This is a genomic window from Vibrio sp. R11-SG3-ISO9, from assembly GCF_059834255.1.
Genome location: NZ_JCBDGU010000031.1, coordinates 43,739 through 62,395, shown reverse-complemented (window position 1 = coordinate 62,395; position 18,657 = coordinate 43,739). Strand labels below are relative to the sequence as shown.

Annotated in this window: 14 protein-coding genes and 1 pseudogene; 8 read left to right on the top strand and 7 right to left on the bottom strand. The window is 47.0% G+C overall.

Annotated features, from left to right (window positions below; genetic code table 11):
- Positions 1-425: 425 nt before the first annotated feature.
- Both AC6R05_RS10060 and AC6R05_RS10055 read left to right on the top strand, forming a co-directional pair.
- Positions 426-920 (top strand): ImmA/IrrE family metallo-endopeptidase, encoded by a 495-nt coding sequence (locus AC6R05_RS10060; RefSeq protein ID WP_500647262.1) that lies wholly within the window; start codon positions 426-428, stop codon positions 918-920.
- A 74-nt stretch (positions 921-994) separates the two neighbouring features.
- Entirely contained in the window at positions 995-1,783 is a 789-nt protein-coding gene (locus AC6R05_RS10055; RefSeq protein WP_500647261.1) for a hypothetical protein, read from the top strand.
- A 29-nt stretch (positions 1,784-1,812) separates the two neighbouring features.
- Here the strand turns inward: AC6R05_RS10055 and AC6R05_RS10050 are convergent, their stop codons facing one another.
- Both AC6R05_RS10050 and AC6R05_RS10045 read right to left on the bottom strand, forming a co-directional pair.
- Positions 1,813-3,483, bottom strand: coding sequence for a recombinase family protein (locus AC6R05_RS10050; protein ID WP_500647260.1), 1,671 nt, complete (start codon positions 3,481-3,483; stop codon positions 1,813-1,815).
- Between the two features lie 85 nt (positions 3,484-3,568).
- Positions 3,569-4,213 (bottom strand): annotated as a pseudogene (locus AC6R05_RS10045) (magnesium chelatase domain-containing protein); the annotation flags it as partial.
- A 471-nt stretch (positions 4,214-4,684) separates the two neighbouring features.
- On the opposite strand from AC6R05_RS10045, the gene ilvG reads away from it, so the two are divergent.
- The 5 genes from ilvG to ilvA are packed head-to-tail and all read left to right on the top strand — an operon-like array spanning position 4,685 to position 11,003.
- Entirely contained in the window at positions 4,685-6,331 is a 1,647-nt protein-coding gene (ilvG, locus tag AC6R05_RS10040; RefSeq protein ID WP_032548652.1) for an acetolactate synthase 2 catalytic subunit, read from the top strand.
- A gap of 1 nt (position 6,332) precedes the next feature.
- Positions 6,333-6,617 carry an acetolactate synthase 2 small subunit gene (gene ilvM / locus AC6R05_RS10035; protein WP_032548651.1) on the top strand — a complete coding sequence of 95 codons (285 nt, stop codon included), beginning with the start codon at positions 6,333-6,335 and terminating at the stop codon, positions 6,615-6,617.
- A 12-nt stretch (positions 6,618-6,629) separates the two neighbouring features.
- Complete coding sequence (locus AC6R05_RS10030; RefSeq protein ID WP_255229565.1) at positions 6,630-7,580, top strand: branched-chain amino acid transaminase; 951 nt, start codon at positions 6,630-6,632, stop codon at positions 7,578-7,580.
- A gap of 18 nt (positions 7,581-7,598) precedes the next feature.
- On the top strand, positions 7,599-9,455 hold the full coding sequence (gene ilvD, locus AC6R05_RS10025; RefSeq protein ID WP_285468396.1) for a dihydroxy-acid dehydratase: 1,857 nt from the start codon (positions 7,599-7,601) through the stop codon (positions 9,453-9,455).
- Between the two features lie 3 nt (positions 9,456-9,458).
- On the top strand, positions 9,459-11,003 hold the full coding sequence (gene ilvA / locus AC6R05_RS10020) for a threonine ammonia-lyase, biosynthetic (protein WP_150870628.1): 1,545 nt from the start codon (positions 9,459-9,461) through the stop codon (positions 11,001-11,003).
- 71 nt (positions 11,004-11,074) lie between these two features.
- Here the strand turns inward: ilvA and punR are convergent, their stop codons facing one another.
- Positions 11,075-11,989, bottom strand: a complete 915-nt coding sequence (gene punR, locus AC6R05_RS10015; RefSeq protein ID WP_032548647.1) for a DNA-binding transcriptional activator PunR — start codon at positions 11,987-11,989, stop codon at positions 11,075-11,077.
- Between the two features lie 162 nt (positions 11,990-12,151).
- On the opposite strand from punR, the gene punC reads away from it, so the two are divergent.
- On the top strand, positions 12,152-13,363 hold the full coding sequence (punC, locus tag AC6R05_RS10010; protein ID WP_331440245.1) for a purine nucleoside transporter PunC: 1,212 nt from the start codon (positions 12,152-12,154) through the stop codon (positions 13,361-13,363).
- A gap of 70 nt (positions 13,364-13,433) precedes the next feature.
- Here punC and AC6R05_RS10005 read toward each other — a convergent pair whose 3' ends face one another.
- From AC6R05_RS10005 to atpD, 4 genes are all read right to left on the bottom strand, one after another.
- Positions 13,434-15,044, bottom strand: coding sequence for a diguanylate cyclase (locus AC6R05_RS10005; protein ID WP_285468421.1), 1,611 nt, complete (start codon positions 15,042-15,044; stop codon positions 13,434-13,436).
- A gap of 224 nt (positions 15,045-15,268) precedes the next feature.
- Positions 15,269-16,630 (bottom strand): bifunctional UDP-N-acetylglucosamine diphosphorylase/glucosamine-1-phosphate N-acetyltransferase GlmU, encoded by a 1,362-nt coding sequence (gene glmU, locus AC6R05_RS10000; RefSeq protein WP_500647259.1) that lies wholly within the window; start codon positions 16,628-16,630, stop codon positions 15,269-15,271.
- Positions 16,631-16,791: 161 nt separating this feature from the next.
- A complete protein-coding gene (locus AC6R05_RS09995) occupies positions 16,792-17,214 on the bottom strand; it encodes a F0F1 ATP synthase subunit epsilon (RefSeq protein WP_032548643.1) in 423 nt (140 codons plus the stop codon).
- An 18-nt stretch (positions 17,215-17,232) separates the two neighbouring features.
- Entirely contained in the window at positions 17,233-18,636 is a 1,404-nt protein-coding gene (gene atpD / locus AC6R05_RS09990) for a F0F1 ATP synthase subunit beta (RefSeq protein ID WP_150870625.1), read from the bottom strand.
- Positions 18,637-18,657 lie beyond the last annotated feature (21 nt).

Here is an 18,657-nt window from a genome sequence, read left to right as displayed (position 1 = left end):
GTGATACTGCTCAGCTAGTATCATTTAACGAGTGTTTTTTGATACTAATTTTTATTGGGATATAGAAGCTGTATGAAAGGCAATATTGAGCAAACACAGCTCTTATTTATACCTCTTTTGACTCTAATAATAGGTTCAATTTTAGCTATCCAACAATAAAAACCAAAACCTAAACAATTGAAAAATAATAACTTTATATAAGGAGAGCAATGAATAACGAATTGCATTGATTTGGATCAATGGTTTATATTAAACGTGTTGACTTAGTACACTCATGTAAGTTACTTTACGCATGTGCTCATGTATTATTGATACGTTAGCGCAACAAATAAAAACAAAATTACACAAACTTTACTATTCTTTAATTTAATAAGACATTCGATATTACGTAGCTTTATGCTGCGTTTTTCTGTAAGGAGCAAGCTATGGAGATGCCAGTAGTCAAGAACATTCTTGATACCTACTGGAACTGGCAATTGCCTGTACAGGTAGAGGACATTGCCCGTCATCTAGGTATCTACATCAGCGAACTAAACTCAAACAATCCGGAACATTACAACCTAAGCGGACTAGCCGAAATTAGTCACGGTTCCAGATATGCTTATTTCAATAGAAATGAGTGTAGAGTTAGGCAGCGCTTCACACTAGCACATGAGATTGGTCATCACGTGTTAGACCACGTTACACCTCAAAACCCTAAACATCGAGACGATCTAGGTGCGTTTTCTGGGTACTCGAATGACTGGGAAGAACGAGAAGCAAATGCTTTCGCAGCTGAGTTGTTAATGCCAAAAGCTGCTATCGAGTACATGCTAATGAACAAAGGCATCTCAGATATATCTCAGTTAGCGCGAGATTTTGAAGTGTCAGAGTCTGCAATGTATTACAGACTTAAAAACCTTGGATTACTAACATATTAATCAATAAGCATATTAATATTGCTATCCTAAATAGATGATTTTATCCTAAGCCCTCAAAAAATGAGGGCTTTTTAATGTCTGCAAATACTCCACCAACAAACGACACTACTCAACAAACACCTACAGACACAACTCCTTCTGATACACCTCAAGCACAAGATGGCATTACCATTCCGAGAGATATTCGGGGTGATAACCTAGATCCGGCTACAAGGGGAGAAGCGAGTAAGATTCTAGAGTTTAATATTTTTGAAAAACGAGCTTACCTAAGTTTCAAAATTGCTGCATTCATTGTGATTATTCTCTTAGGAGCTTATTTTTTATGGGTTGGCTTGGGGGTATCCGCTCAAGCTATTGGGCATATTAAGGAAATACAGGTTGCTCAACTGAAACAAAACTCAGAAAAAGTGGAACTAGCTAAACTGATTGAGTCCAACAAATTAGAGCAAGCTAAGGCAAAAGCAGCTACTTTAGAAAGCCCTGATACACCAGCGTCATCTTCTGTTTCAACACAATCAAAGCCTGCTGAAAAAGTAGTGGAAACAGTGAAAGCATCCAAAGAGACGAATGAAAGCAAATCCGTTAAAGCAACGGAAAAAACTGAGAAAAAAGAAAGTAAAGAGTCAAATACCTCTAGTGACTCACTAGGTAGCGCAATGGTATCTACCGGGTCTATTGTTACCTTAATCGCATTCATTCTTGGTACAGGTCTAACTCTATTGCTAACCCTACTCAAATTCACGTTCACAGCAAACGAGCCAACCAATCAAAACCAAAATGATTGTGTAACAGTTGCAGGACCTTTAAGTGAACTCTTGCAGTCAATCGCAGATTACCTCAAGAAAAAAATTGGATTAAATTAACTATCTAGCCCCCAACCGGGGGCTTCTATTTACCAGTTGAGGTAGCTTTTCACCAAGAACGTATTAGGTAGAAACTCCCGCATATCCCATGATGGCTGAACTGTATAGCCTTTCATCTTGTCATCAAATCGAATAGCAACCGCTCGTTCCTCATCAATATGAATAGTCACTACCTTACCGTGATTATCAAACTCTATCCGATCAATGCAGTTCACTAGCTGGCTGTTTATCTTGCTTCTAAGCTCAACATTGGTTCTATCCGCAACATCTTCTCTAAATGTCTTGAGTGTTTGCTGTAAGTCATTCCAGACGTTTGAAGCTCGAGGGATTAGATCTAGTTCATCGATACGCTTCTCTAACGCTTTGTATTCGCTTTTCTTGTCTCGTTTTTGTTGCTCTAGCTCTGCAAGCTTTGAAATCAATCCCGAGCTATCGGGAAGCTCTGCGATAGCACTAGTAATACGCCCTATAGCACTCTCAGCCGTACCTAAATCGGCATTAACTTTAGATAACTGCTCTCGGAGTATCTCAACCTCTCTTTTATTACTAGGAGTTTCCATTTTTAGGTTGAGCGTGGAGGCTATAGTGAGAATTGCATCTTCGACTACCTGATATCGGATTGATGCTCTCTTGCAGCTAATACCGTCCTTATTGGTAGCACCTGTTTTAGCCAAAGAGCACAAAAGATACTCGCCACCCTTTGGCGGTCTTCCTTTATCAACAAAGTGCATCGTGTTACGGCAGTGCTTACATTTAGCCAAGCCCGTGAATAGATTGTTCACTCGATTCTTTCGAATACCACCTGATCTCTTATCTCTAGCGGTCATAGTTAGCTGTGCAAGCTTGAATGTGTTCGGGTCCACTACCGCAGGGTAAAAACCGCTAATCGGCTCACCATCTGGTACACGTTTCCCATTCTCTGTTTTGTGGGGGTGATATTCACCTAATACGGTTCGAGCCTTTAGAATCTTCTTGATATAGGAGGTTTGCCAACCAGTCTTAGATCGTCCCCATGGTGGGATTTGTTCTGCATTGAGTAGCCTTGCAATGGCTATAGCCCCCATACCAGAGTTATTGAGATTATAAATACGCCTAACCACATCAACTCTTTCTGGAATAGGCTCATATCTTAATTTGCCATTCTCAGAATCTTTAACTGTAGTTATCCAATCTGGCGGTCTGTATCCGGTGGGTGTTTTGTTCTCTCTAGCTTGCTTACGCTTATTAGCTTGAGCTGCGGAAAGGCGCATGGACTTTTTCTCTGACTCTTCATGAGCCACTGACATCTCTATAAGGGAATAGATTATCTGTCCTAGGTCATTTGCGGATTCAGCCGTATATATACGTTCGCCTTTCAGCACCACAACATTGATACCTAGCTCTAGTAAGCTAAGGAAGCGAGCCTGCGCTATCGATATCTTTTCCCTACTAAGCCTATCCATCGACTCTACAAGCAAATAAGAGCCTTGGGTTATCTTCCCGTTCTTCACCGCCTCGATGAACTCACCAAGAGCACCATCTTTGATGTGATTACCGTGATAAGCAGATAGCCCTAAATCCTTGAGAGTGAAATCTGCTAGTTGCAGGTTGTTGCGTTCGCAGTAGAGCCTTGCTTGCTCTGTCTGTCTTCTAAATGAATCGCCCTTTGCTTGCTCAGGAGAGCTAAAGCGGACGTAACTGTATGCTATTGGTTGTTTCACAAATACGGCTCATAGAGTGAGATTTTGTGAGACTCTAACTAGCCGAGTCTGCGCTTTCAAGATGGGGTTATTTAAGACACTCAAGCAGTAAGTTATGATTGCCAGCCGCCGCGATCTCTAACGCTCGTTTGCCTTGCTGCTGACCAATAATATCTTGCAGGTCTCGAGTCATGTGCTCTTGAGATCGAGGCTCAGAGACATCGTTTAAGTTCAGTGTACTTTGACCACAAAGGTAGCCGCACACCTCGAGCAGTGTTTGGGCGGACTTATGCTCCCCTTGTCCAACCAAAGCAGCTTGCTCACCGTTATCATGCGGGACCACCAGAGCGCGATTCGCCTTATCACACGCCAAGGTTGCGGGTAATACGCCTTTGACTGTACGCAATTCACCAGACAGAGCGAGCTCACCAATGAACTCGTGACTCAAAACTTTGCTTTCTGGCAATTGCTCAGAGGCGACCAAAATGCCAAGGGCAATCGGCAGATCGAAGCGCCCTCCCTCTTTCGGAAGATCGGCAGGAGCTAGGTTGACCGTGATACGCTTAGCTGGAAATTCAAATCTTGAATTGATGATTGCACTGCGCACGCGATCTTTAGACTCTTTGACCGTTGTCTCTGGTAATCCGACCAAAGAGAACCCTGGCATCCCGTTGCTGATATGCACCTCGACAGTGACCGCAGGTGCTTCGACACCGACGCTGGCGCGACTATGAATGATTGCGAGTCCCATAGCTTTCCTTTGTTATTGATTTAAAAGTATTCAGCCTGGGTATTCTTTCCTCACCAAAGCCATAAGATTGTTATATAACTTGGTGGAATTAGTTTTTAATGTGAAAAAAGAATGACATTTTGCTTGTCAGGAAACAGTTTTCTGTGATAACACTAGAGATAGATGGTTTTACATACGACAATCGACGAGAAAGCTCGGATTTTATGACACTAAACACACGCCTATACGCACTGATTAACCTGATTATCGTGGTCATTATTATGACGACGCGGGGGCGTGTGGATAAAAAATAGCCACAATTTTTTAAAACCCCCGCACTGACAAGTCCGGGGGTTTTTTCTAATTTATAGATTCGATTTTTATACTTTGAAGCATTTTCGGCTACGCCGATAGACAGGAAGAATGGGAGCACACGATGTGCAGCAACAAAAAAAATAGTTACCAAAATACCGGTAACCAGGGGGATTTACGATGAAAGGTGCAGAATTAGTCGTATCCGCTTTGAAGCAGCAGGGTATAGACACCGTATTTGGTTATCCAGGTGGTGCCATAATGCCAATCTACGATGCATTGTACGACGGTGGTGTGGAGCACATCCTATGTCGTCACGAGCAAGGTGCTGCAATGGCCGCCATAGGGATGGCGAGAGCCACTCAAGATGTTGCAGTATGTATGGCGACCTCTGGTCCTGGCGCCACTAACCTAGTCACCGGCCTTGCCGATGCATTTATGGACTCAATCCCCCTCGTTGCCATTACTGGCCAAGTCGCTAGCTCCCACATTGGTACTGATGCCTTCCAAGAAATGGATGTGATCGGTATGTCTCTCTCTTGTACTAAGCACAGCTACCTTGTTACTGACATTGAAGACCTTGCTCCAACCTTAGCAGAGGCCTTTGAAGTAGCTAAAACCGGTCGTCCAGGCCCAGTTATCGTTGATATTGCCAAAGATGTGCAACTTGCAGAAGCTCCAGTAGAAGTTCTTCCTTCTTTCACGCCACCAGCAATACCTGTGGCACCACAAGAAGCGATCGAGACGGCTCAACAAGTCCTTTCTCAAGCTACCCGCCCTGTTCTTTACGTTGGTGGTGGTGTTCAACTGGCAAAGGCAACCGATTCTGTTCGTGAGTTCCTGCGTCTTAATCCAATGCCAGCGGTTAGCACATTAAAAGGCTTAGGTACCATCGAGCGCGATGACCCACACTACCTAGGTATGTTAGGTATGCACGGCACCAAAGCGGCTAACTTAGTCGTTCAAGAATCCGACCTACTGATCGTAGTCGGCGCTCGCTTTGATGACCGAGTGACAGGCAAACTGGATACCTTTGCGCCACACGCAAAAGTCATCCACATCGATATTGATGCGGCAGAGATCCACAAGCTTCGTCATGCACACGCTCCATTGCGTGGTGACATAAACACTATTCTTCCTCAGTTAGAGCTGACTCAAGACATCAGCCCTTGGGTTCATCACTCTGAGAGCTTACGCAGCACGTTCAAATGGCGCTATGACCACCCTGGTGATCCAATCTTCGCACCACTGCTGCTTAAGCAACTTTCTGACATGATGCCGGATAGCTCAATTGTCTCGACCGACGTTGGTCAACACCAGATGTGGGCAGCACAGCACATTCAACCTCGTCAGCCGCAGAACTTCATCACCTCAGCTGGCTTAGGCACTATGGGCTTTGGTTTGCCTGCAGCGATGGGTGCAGCCGTTGCTCGCCCGGATGATCAATCAATCCTTATCTCAGGTGATGGTTCATTCATGATGAATGTTCAAGAGCTTGGGACACTTAAGCGTCGCCAGATCCCAGTGAAGATGGTGCTACTCAACAACTCGCGCCTTGGTATGGTTCGTCAATGGCAATCGCTATTCTTCGATGGTCGCCACAGTGAAACCATCCTAGACGACAACCCTGATTTCGTAATGCTCGCGAAAGCTTTCGATATTCCGGGCAAAACCATCACCAAGAAGGAAGAAGTTGAGCCAGCTATCAAAGAGATGCTTGAGAGCAAAACAGCTTACCTTCTGCATGTATTGATCGACGAAGAAGAGAACGTATGGCCACTTGTACCACCTGGTGCATCAAACAGTGATATGTTGGAGAACACGTAACATGGAAAGATATTTACTAGACATCAAAGCCGACGATAAGCCGGTACTGTTAGAGCGTGTTCTTCGTGTTATTCGTCACCGTGGCTTCATCGTTAAGCAGGTTGCTGGTACGCAGAACCATGAGAGCAAAATCGCGAGCGTTGAGATCATCGTTGATAGCGACCGCCCTATCTCTTTCTTGGTTAATCAGATTGAAAAGCTATGGGATGTACGCACTGTCGATGTGATCTCCATTAGCCGTAACGAACTACCAAACAATAACTTACAACAAAAGATTGGTGCATAAGGAAGCGCAAACATGACAGCAAAAACAGCAGACTACATTTGGTTTAATGGTGAGATGGTTCCTTGGGCTGAGGCGAACGTTCACGTCTTAACTCACGCTATGCACTACGGTACTTCAGTATTTGAAGGTGTTCGTTGCTACAACACTCCAAATGGCCCAATCATTTTCCGTCACCCAGAGCACGCTAAGCGCTTAAAAGACTCAGCCAAGATCTACCGCTTCCCTATTCCTTACACGGAAGAGGAGATCATGGAAGCCACACGCGAAACACTGCGTCAAAATAAGCTTGAGTCTGCCTACATCCGCCCTCTTGGCTTTGTCGGTAATGTTGGCCTAGGTGTATGTCCTCCAGAAAATACTGAGATGGACCTAATCATCGCCGCCTTCCCATGGGGTTCGTACCTAGGCGAAGAAGCTCTAGAAAACGGCGTAGATGCGATGATTTCAAGCTGGAATCGCGCAGCACCTAATACCATCCCAACCGCAGCAAAAGCGGGCGGTAACTACCTATCATCACTACTGGTTGGTGGTGAAGCTCGTCGTCACGGCTACGATGAAGGTATCGCACTAAGTGTCGATGGCTACCTTTCAGAAGGTGCTGGTGAGAACATCTTCGTCGTGAAAGACGGCGTGATCACAACGCCACCAGCAACCAGCGCAATCTTGCCTGGTATTACACGCGACAGCATCATGACTCTAGCCCGCGATCGCGGCTATGAAGTACGTGAAGCCAATATTGCACGTGAAGCGCTTTACCTAGCGGATGAAATATTCATGACAGGTACAGCCGCTGAAATCGTGCCAGTACGTACAGTTGATAAGATTGAAGTCGGTTGTGGTAAACGCGGCCCAATCACTAAAGTAATGCAAGACCTTTACTTTGGCCTATTCAACGGCACCACAGAAGATAAGTGGGGCTGGTTGGATTACGTTTACCCAGAACAAGCACCTTCAGCTCAATAATTTATAAGGAAGTAGCAAATGTCTTCGGCTCCAAAAATCAAATATCGCAGCGCAACTACAACTCACGGCCGCAACATGGCGGGTGCTCGTGCCCTTTGGCGTGCAACGGGTGTAAAAGATGATGACTTCGGTAAGCCAATCATCGCAGTTGTAAACTCATTCACTCAGTTTGTTCCAGGTCACGTTCACCTTAAAGATATGGGTCAACTGGTCGCGGGTGAAATCGAAAAAGCGGGCGGTATCGCTAAAGAATTCAATACCATTGCCGTCGATGATGGTATCGCGATGGGTCACGGCGGCATGCTTTACTCGCTGCCTTCACGTGAATTGATCGCTGACTCTGTAGAGTACATGGTCAATGCACACTGTGCCGATGCGATGGTATGTATCTCCAACTGTGACAAAATCACTCCGGGAATGATGATGGCAGCGATGCGCCTCAACATCCCAGTGATCTTTGTTTCTGGTGGCCCAATGGAAGCGGGTAAAACCAAGCTTTCTGATCAGATCATCAAACTAGACCTTGTTGATGCGATGATCCAAGGTGCCGATCCAACAGTTTCAGATGAGCAGAGTGAGCAGATCGAGCGTTCAGCTTGTCCAACTTGTGGTTCTTGTTCAGGCATGTTCACAGCAAACTCAATGAACTGTCTAACGGAAGCTCTAGGCCTATCTCAGCCAGGTAACGGCTCTATGCTAGCGACCCACGCTGACCGTGAGCAGCTATTCATCAATGCTGGTAAGCGCGTTGTTGAACTGACTAAGCGCTACTACGACCAAGGCGATGAATCAGCACTACCGCGCAACATCGCCAACCGCGCAGCCTTTGAGAACGCTATGGCGCTAGATATCGCAATGGGTGGTTCTAGTAACACGGTTCTTCACCTGCTAGCAGCAGCGCAAGAAGGTGAGATCGACTTTGATATGAACGACATCGATGAGATGTCACGTCGCGTTCCTCACCTATGTAAAGTGGCACCATCTACTCAAAAATACCACATGGAAGACGTACACCGCGCCGGTGGTGTCATGGCGATTCTGGGTGAGCTAGACCGCGCGGGCCTACTCAATGGCTCAACCAGTACCGTTCTTGGCATGACAATGCAGCAACAGCTTGCTGAATACGACATCATGCAAACTGAGAATGAAGACGTTCTTAAGTTCTTCCGTGCAGGCCCTGCAGGTATCCGTACCACTCAAGCCTTCTCTCAAGATTGCCGCTGGGATCGCCTAGATGACGACCGCACCGACGGTTGTATCCGCTCAAAAGAGAACGCATTTAGCCAAGAGGGTGGCCTAGCCGTTCTATCTGGTAATATCGCGGTTGACGGCTGTATCGTTAAGACGGCAGGTGTAGATGAAGAGAACCTTAAGTTCCAAGGTCCAGCTATCGTATTCGAAAGCCAAGATACAGCAGTAGAAGGTATCCTAGGTGGCAAAGTGAAAGCGGGTGAAGTGGTTGTTATCCGTTACGAAGGCCCTAAAGGTGGCCCTGGTATGCAAGAGATGCTGTACCCAACGACTTACCTGAAGTCTATGGGCCTAGGCAAATCTTGTGCATTGCTAACGGATGGCCGTTTCTCTGGTGGTACGTCTGGTCTATCTATTGGTCACGCCTCTCCAGAAGCAGCAAGTGGCGGTACTATTGGCCTTGTTCAAGATGGCGATATCATCACTATCGATATCCCTAGCCGTTCTATCTCGCTAGACGTTCCAGAAGAAGAGCTTGCTGCTCGTCGTGCGAAACAGGATGAGCTTGGCTGGAAACCAGCTGATCGCCAACGCGAAGTGTCATTCGCACTTAAAGCCTACGCAAGCATGGCGACCAGTGCCGACAAAGGCGCAGTGCGCGATAAGTCGAAGCTTGAGGGCTAATCTATGAGTGATGACACCTCAACGCCCCGTTTACAATCTGGTGCAGACTACCTGCGCCAGATATTAAGAGCTCCAGTTTATGAAGCGGCTATCGTTACGCCGCTGCAAGAGATGCCACGCCTGAGCGCACGTATCGGTAACCAGGTTCAGCTTAAGCGTGAAGACCGTCAGCCAGTTCACTCGTTCAAGCTGCGTGGTGCCTATAACATGGTATCCAGTCTTTCTGAACAACAGAAAGCTGCAGGTGTAATTGCAGCATCGGCAGGTAACCATGCTCAAGGCATGGCTCTGTCTGGCTCTAAGCTCGGTATTCAGACCACGATAGTGATGCCAAAAACGACTCCAGACATCAAAGTAGATGCGGTACGTGGCTTCGGTGGCAACGTGGTTCTGCACGGCAGCAACTTTGATGAAGCGAAGGCTGAAGCAGAACGCCTTTCAGCTGAGCACGGCTATACCTTTGTACCTCCCTTCGATCACCCATTAGTGATTGCAGGACAAGGCACCATGGGTATGGAGATGCTGCAGCAGAATGGTCATCTCGATTATATCTTTGTACCCGTTGGTGGTGGTGGTCTAGCCGCTGGTGTTGCAGTGCTGATTAAGCAGTTAATGCCAGAAATCAAAGTGATTGCAGTAGAGCCAGAGGATTCCTCTTGCCTCAAAGCAGCATTGGATGCCGGTGAGCCAGTAGTACTGGATCAGGTCAGTATGTTTGCTGATGGCGTTGCAGTTAAGCGCATTGGTGAAGAGACCTTCCGCCTATGCCAGCAGTACATCGATGGCCACATTGCCGTTTCTAGCGATGAGATCTGCTCTGCAGTAAAAGACATCTTTGAGGATACTCGTGCGATTGCCGAGCCTTCCGGTGCGCTTGCTCTGGCTGGTTTGAAGAAGTTTGCCGAGCAGAACCAACTACAAGGCAAGCAACTGGCAACGGTACTCTCTGGCGCCAACACCAACTTCCATGGTCTCCGTTATGTGTCAGAGCGTTGTGAACTTGGTGAGAAGCGCGAGGGTTTGCTTGCGGTGACAATTCCAGAACGCCAAGGCGCTTTCCTCGAGTTCTGCAATATCATAGGCGGCCGTGCTGTGACTGAGTTTAACTACCGTCATAACGACGATAGTCTAGCGAATATCTTCGTAGGTGTACGCCTCAATGGTGGTCAGGAAGAGCTCGATAGCATTATCTCTGACCTTCGTGAGGGCGGTTATCCGGTAGTCGACCTCTCAGATGATGAGATGGCGAAGCTGCATATCCGCTATATGATTGGTGGTAAGCCATCCAAGCCATTGAAAGAGCGCTTGTACAGCTTTGAGTTCCCAGAATACCCAGGAGCTCTGATCAAGTTCCTAGATACACTGGGTACGCACTGGAACATCAGCCTGTTCAACTACCGTAATCACGGTGCCGACTATGGTCGTGTTCTGTGTGGGTTTGAGTTGAGTGACGACGACCTTGCACAGTTCTCAACTCACCTGCGTGAGCTGGGCTACCAATGCAAAGATGAAACCGATAACCCTTCGTACAAGTTCTTCTTGTCCTAACAGATTGTTATCTAATAAAAAGAGCGAGCATTGACTCGCTCTTTTTGATCTTAACTATAAAAATCGTTCAACTAGATCGCCTTGCGATGATCCAACCAATCTCGATGCAATTGATCACTGGATCCTAAGTAATTCACCATCCACTCGATCAACTTATGATTATCGTCTTTGCGCCACACAAGGCAGCACTGACTAAGAGGGCTCGGCTCCGGCAATATTTTCTCCACCAGCAAGCCTTGTTCAATGATAGGGGCAGCAATATGGCGTGGCATATAGCCAACCCCTACTCCATTCTTAAGGCATTCAATAGCACTGTACCAATTAGGCAGCAGCAAGCGCCTTTGATTGGCGTAGTGACCCGTATGACGCTTGGGCAATACGCTCGAGGTGTCATCTAAACAAATAGCTGGGAACTGACTAACAAAGGTCTCATCAAGGTTCTGCTCTCGCACACACGGGTGACTTGGTGACATAACAAATGCCCAATCGAGCGGCCCCATCTCTTTAACCTCAAAGTCACCACCCACCGGAATTGCAGAAGTGGCACCAATCACAATATCGGCACGTCCCTGAGCGATCGCCTCCCAAGAGCCATTGAACACCTCCATGTTGATCTGCAGTTCAGCAAAATCAAAGGTCTCATAAAACTCTTCAATCATCGGCTTCATCTTGTCGAGCTTAACCACGTTATCTAGGGTTAAGCGCAGAGTCTTTTTCCACCCTCGGGCTGCTCGCTTGGTCTGGGCACTCACCTCCTCCATCTGGCGCAACAGAGAGCGCGCCTCTTCGATAAACACCTCTCCGGCAGGTGTCAGCTCAACCTTTCTCGGCAGGCGCTTAAACAACAGCACACCAAGCTCTTGCTCTATCTGACGAACCCCGTAGCTGATCGCTGATGGCACTTTGTGCAGTTGTTCAGCCGCAGCCGTAAAACTTCCCAACCTCGCCACAGTGTCGAGCATTTCTAACGATGATTTAGAGAACATAATCCTTCAATTTTTTTGATTAATAACCACATATTTTAGCGTTTTATTTTAACAAAGCAGAAAAATAGAATGTCAGCGTACATAAAACGGGCATGACGTCACCCAACAACAAACAATAATTTTGATGATAAATACATCACTACAACAGCTTAATGGCATTTTATGAATATTTCTAAGTTTCAGCTGACCTACCTTGCAGTTCTGTCCATGCTAGGTTTCATCGCGACCGATATGTATCTACCTGCATTTAAGGCAATGGAGATCGACTTTGCAACCGGCCCAGAGCAGATTGCCCTATCTCTAACGGTATTCCTTGGCGGCATGGCAATGGGTCAGCTTCTTTGGGGTCTTGCCAGCGATAAATATGGCCACCGCAACACGCTAGCTGTCGGTCTAGTTCTGTTTACGGCAGCATCATTTGGTTTGGCTTTCAGCACTGAGGTTTGGCAACTACTGACACTGCGCTTTATCCAAGCGATCGGTGTCTGCGCTCCTGCTGTGATCTGGCAAGCGATGGTAATCAAGCGCTACTCACAAAGCAGCAGCCAACAAATTTTTGCAACCATCATGCCTTTGGTAGCGCTATCTCCTGCACTGGCGCCTCAACTGGGTGTGCTTCTAGCGGATAATTTTGGTTGGCACAGCATCTTCATTACTCTAACTCTAATGGGCGCGCTATTGGTTGCAACCACTATGGCTCAACCAAAAGAGCAACCAGAGGTAAAACAAACCTCCGTTAAATCTGATATTAAGGCGCTAGTTAAATCTAAGCCTTACTTGGGCAATGTACTGATGTTCGCCTCAGCATCGGCAGCCTTCTTTGCCTACCTAACGGGTATGCCAGAGATCATGGCTCAGCTAGGTTATGAAGCAAAAGACATTGGCCTAAGCTTTATCCCACAGACGATTGCGTTTATGGCGGGTGGCTACTTTGGTAAGCAAGCGGTGAAGAAATACGGCGATGGTGTGGTGCTGCGTAACCTAGTGGGTCTGTTCAGTGTGGCAGCAATGCTTATCTTCATCGCCTCACAGTGGGAACTGACGTCAATCTGGCCTTTACTTGCACCATTCTGTCTGATTGCTGTGGCAAATGGTGCTATGTATCCGATTGTAGTAAACCGCGCGCTATCAAGTGCTAAGCAGAGCCCAGCGACGGCTGCAGGTCTACAGAACAGCTTACAGATCTGTATTAGCAGCCTAGCGAGTGCACTGGTTGCAGCAATGGCAAGCCAAGCACTGAGCGTTACCGGTGTCGCTATCGTGATCTGTCTAGGTGGCTTATGGTTTGGTTACATCTTCTCAAATAAAGAGCTGTCTCAGCACTTCTCTGCGCCGGATAACTCGCGCGTAGTCGCTGAAGACAACCAAGACTAGCCTGCTCATTCATTCAAAACCCAAAAGAGCGAGTTTAATACTCGCTCTTTTCTTCTCTCATAGAACTCAATCAGCTCTCATTCTCCACCACTTCCAGCGCTGGCGCCTTATGGCGACTGTACTCATCGTAGTTAATTACACGGCTACGCCCCATATCCTTGGCCATGTACAACGCACTGTCTGCCATCTTAACCAAAGATTCTGTATCAGAAGCTGGCTTAGGGTAAGTCGCGACACCAATAGAAACGCCCAGCTGCCCTAGAGATAAGCCTTTGTGTTCCAGGTGCATCGAGCGCACGGCATCACATAGACCTTGAGCAAACTCCGTCGCTTGTTGCATAGAATAGTGCGGCAGCAACACCGCCAACTCTTCCCCACCAAGGCGACAAGCAATCTCATCTTCACTAACACTCTGCTTGAGTAGTGCACTGATCTCTTTTAGTACAAAGTCGCCCGCGTCATGACCAAAGTTGTCATTGAAGCGTTTGAAGTGATCCAAATCGAGCATTAATAGCGATAGTGGCTGCTCGCTGGTGGCTGAATTCATCGAGTGTTCTTCCAGTTTTTGCTCGAAGAAGCGACGGTTGAATAGACCAGTGAGTGGATCGCTGAGGGCCTGAGAGCGCAGTTTCTCTTGTAGGCTCAGATTAGCCAGTGCCAAGCCTAGGTGCTCAGACACACTAAAAGCCAGTTGCTCGGTAATAGGGTCAATCTTGATGTGACCTTGGCCAAAATAGAGATGCATAATGCCAATGGTGTTGCCATGCGCGGTCAATGGAATGCACAGGGTTTGGTTGTTTTCCATCTCGTGCATGTGTCCGCAGGTCAACGAGTGGAAGTCATCATTGGATTGATGTGGGCGTCCCTTGCGCAGAGACCAGCACTCTTCAGGCGCAAAGCTTGAGCTACCCGGCCAAGTTTCGCCCCAGTCTAGCTGGGTAATTAATTGGTTACGTGAGGCACGCATCAGTGAAACACTGCCGTTAATGTTGCCAAGGATTCTCGGCAAGATATCAGAGACGATTTGTTGCGCTTCAACCATGTTGTTACACGCCGCCAGCATGTTAGCTAAGCGGTGCATCAACTCAATCTCATGAGTACGCTGACGGATGCGCTCATCTTGCTTCTTCTGCTCTTCTTCAACGCGGTGAGTGATCTGGCGGTTGCTAACGTAAGAGGTACCGATCAAGAAGCTCAAACTCAGTAGCACCATACCAATCAGAATGCCCATCAGCTGGAAGTTCATCTGCTTAAGCTGATGCATTGGCGAGGAGATCACCACCACAAAGTCTTTGCCCTGCACACTCTCCTTTTGCGAGTAGTAAATACGGTCAATAGAGGTAACCGTGCTAAAGCGTACATCGCTACCATTGCCATGCTTCAGCGCCTGCTGAAATTCGGGACGATCACTATGATTTTCAACCCGAGCAAGCGCATGGTCAGAGAGATCGGTATCACCAATCACAACCCCTTGTGGGTCGATGACTTGAATTCTTAGTCGTGTATTGGCTTGGGTAAGGTCGCCAATGTAATCATCAATATCGGTATCAGCCGTAAACGAGCCGCTATCCTCGCGAATCTCATAGATCACATCCGACATTAACGAGACCAAATGCTCGCGCTCGTTCTCAACCACCAGCTTTTCCAACGTCACGTAAAAGCCGTACAGCCCAATCAGCATTGAAAAAGATAAGATGATGATCGGCATGGTCTGCCACTTTTTTTCAACCAATCTCATTATCTCTATTTCACCTTAACTTTACAGAACCCCAACCCGAATAATAACAATACAACAACAAAATACAATTGGAGCGTTGATGAAATTATTAGCAGCGCACAATAAAAAGAGCCAGTTACTCACGTAACTGGCTCTTTCATATATCTATTGTTCAATAATCGATGCGATTATTTTTTCTTCACTGGACGCTGCCAGTTTGCAATCTTGCGCTCTTTAGCGCGGCTGATCACTAGTTCGCTCTCAGCAACATCACGAGTAACTGTTGAACCTGCACCAACTGTTGCACCATTGGCAATCGTCACAGGAGCAATCAACTGGCTATCAGAGCCAACAAACACGTCATCGCCAATGATGGTCTTGAACTTGTTCGCGCCGTCATAGTTACAAGTAATAGCACCTGCACCTACGTTAACGCGTTGACCAATCTCTGCATCGCCAAGATAAGTCAGGTGGTTCGCCTTAGAGCCTTCACCTAGACGCGTATTCTTCACTTCAACGAAGTTACCCACATGCGAGTCATTGCGCATGTCTGCACCAGGACGCAGGCGAGTAAATGGACCAACCGTACAGTCTTCACCAACAGTCGCGCCTTCAATTACGCTGTATGGGCGAATCACAGTGTTGTCGTCGATCTCACAATCTTTCAGCACACAACCAGCACCGATCGTCACGTTATCGCCAATGCTTACGCTACCTTCGATGATCACGTTAACATCAATCTCAACGTCCATACCGCACTGCAGTTCACCACGTAAATCAAAACGGCTTGGGTCACGCAGCATAACGCCCTGCTTTAGCAGTTTGTCTGCTTGTTCTACTTGGTAAGCACGCTCTAGACGAGCAAGTTGAGAGCGATCGTTAACGCCCTCAACTTCGATAGGGCTGTTTGGATGTACCGCTTCTACCGCACGACCTTCATCGTGAGCTGCTGCGATAACGTCTGTTAGGTAGTACTCGCCTTGTGCGTTGTCATTGCTTAGACCAGACAACCAGCGTTTAAGATCGCCACCCGTAGCAACCATAACGCCCGTGTTGATCTCTTTGATAAGCTTCTGCTCATCTGTCGCATCTTTTTGCTCAACTATCGCAACCACTGGACCATTCTTACGAATAATACGGCCGTAACCTGTTGGGTTATCTAATACAACAGTCAGCAGCGCAATGCCGCCAGTTGGTTGTGCATCTAATAGGTTTTCAATGGTTTCAGCTGAGATCAGTGGAACATCACCGTACAGAACCAGCACTTTCTCATCATCAGCAAAGTGCGCTGACGCTTGATCGACTGCGTGACCTGTACCTAGTTGCTCCGCTTGTAGCGCCCAGTTAACTTGCTCTTCAGCAAGAGTCGCTTTCATCTGGTCGCCACCGTGGCCGTAAACAAGGTGGATGTTTTGTGCACCCAAGCCGTTACAAGTATCGATAACGTGTTTAACCATTGGCTTACCCGCAAGGGTATGTAGCACCTTTGGTGTGTTTGAGTACATGCGAGTGCCTTTACCCGCCGCGAGGATAACCGCGCTGAAATTCATTGGAACAACCTATCTGACGTTATTTTAGTTAAGACGATATTGTAACCGTTTTTAGCTAACAAATTAAATAATCTGATGATTTAACACATATGGCTTATCCAAAAATGCAAAAAGGCGACCCTTAGGTCGCCTTTATCTCAGTATCGATAATTTCTATAAAATTAACGACGCTGTTTTGTCAGTTCGATAACTCGTAACTGAGCAATGGCTTTAGCCAGTTCACCGGCCGCTTGTGCGAAGTCCATGTCGCCATGCTGATTTTGGATATTCTCCACAGCCTTGCGCTTAGCTTCTTCCGCCTTTGCTGCGTCTAGCTCTTCACCACGGATAGCTGTATCAGCCAGTACAGTCGCTGTACCAGGTTGAACTTCTACCATACCACCAGAAACATAAATGATTTCTTCGTGGCCGTGCTGCTTAACAATACGCACCATACCAGGCTTGATAGCGGTCAGCAGCGGTGTGTGACCATGGAAAATACCAAGTTCACCTTCGCTACCGGTCACCTGAAACGTCTCAACAAGACCAGAGAAAAGCTTTTTCTCTGCACTTACTACGTCTAGGTGAAAGGTTATTGCTGCCATATCGCCTCCTAGTTAGCCTTATAGCTTCTTAGCATTCTCAATAGCTTCGTCGATAGTACCGCAGTACATGAACGCTTGCTCTGGAATGTCATCGTATTCACCGTCTAGTAGACCTTTGAAGCCACGTAGAGTCTCTTTAAGAGGTACGTAAACGCCTGGGTCACCTGTAAATACTTCCGCTACGTGGTAAGGCTGAGTTAGGAACTTCTCAATCTTACGAGCACGAGATACAACTTGCTTATCTTCTTCAGATAGCTCGTCCATACCTAGAATAGCAATGATGTCTTTAAGCTCTTTGTAACGCTGAAGTGTACGTTGTACGCCTTGAGCGATATCGTAGTGCTCTTGACCAACTACTAGTGGATCTAGTTGACGTGAAGTTGAATCTAGCGGGTCGATCGCTGGGTATAGACCCATAGCTGCGATGTTACGGTTAAGTACAACCGTTGCATCCAAGTGCGCGAACGTTGTTGCTGGAGATGGGTCAGTCAAGTCATCCGCAGGTACGTATACCGCCTGTACAGACGTGATAGAGCCTTGCTTAGTTGACGTGATACGCTCTTGTAGAACACCCATTTCTTCAGCTAGTGTAGGTTGGTAACCTACCGCAGAAGGCATACGGCCTAGAAGTGCTGATACCTCAGTACCTGCAAGCGTGTAACGGTAGATGTTATCTACGAATAGTAGAACGTCACGACCTTCGTCACGGAAACGCTCTGCCATTGTTAGACCAGTCAGTGCAACACGTAGACGGTTACCTGGTGGCTCGTTCATCTGACCGTAAACCATCGCTACTTTAGATTCTTCAGGTTTTTCAACGTTTACAACGCCTGCTTCCTGCATCTCAAAGTAGAAATCGTTACCTTCACGAGTACGCTCACCTACACCTGCAAATACAGATAGGCCAGAGTGCTGAAGTGCGATGTTGTTGATAAGTTCCATCATGTTAACGGTCTTACCTACACCTGCACCACCGAATAGACCGATTTTACCACCCTTAGCGAATGGACAAACCAAGTCGATTACTTTAACACCTGTTTCTAGAAGTGCTGTCTCGTTAGACTGCTCTTCGTAGCTAGGCGCTTCGCGGTGAATTGCGTAGTGCTCTTCTGCACCGATTTCACCACACTCATCAATCGCGTCACCTAGAACGTTCATGATACGACCTAGGGTCTTAGTACCTACTGGTACTGAGATTGGCGCGCCAGTATTTTCTACTGTCAAACCACGACGTAAACCATCAGAGCTACCCATTACGATTGCGCGAACTACGCCACCGCCAAGTTGTTGCTGAACTTCAAGAACTAGACGTTCTTTAGCTTCAGTAACGTTCAGAGCGTCGTATACACGTGGTACTTCACCCTGTGGGAACTCTACGTCGACTACTGCACCGATGATCTGTACGATCTTACCTGTAGCCATCGTTAATCCTCTAACTATTTA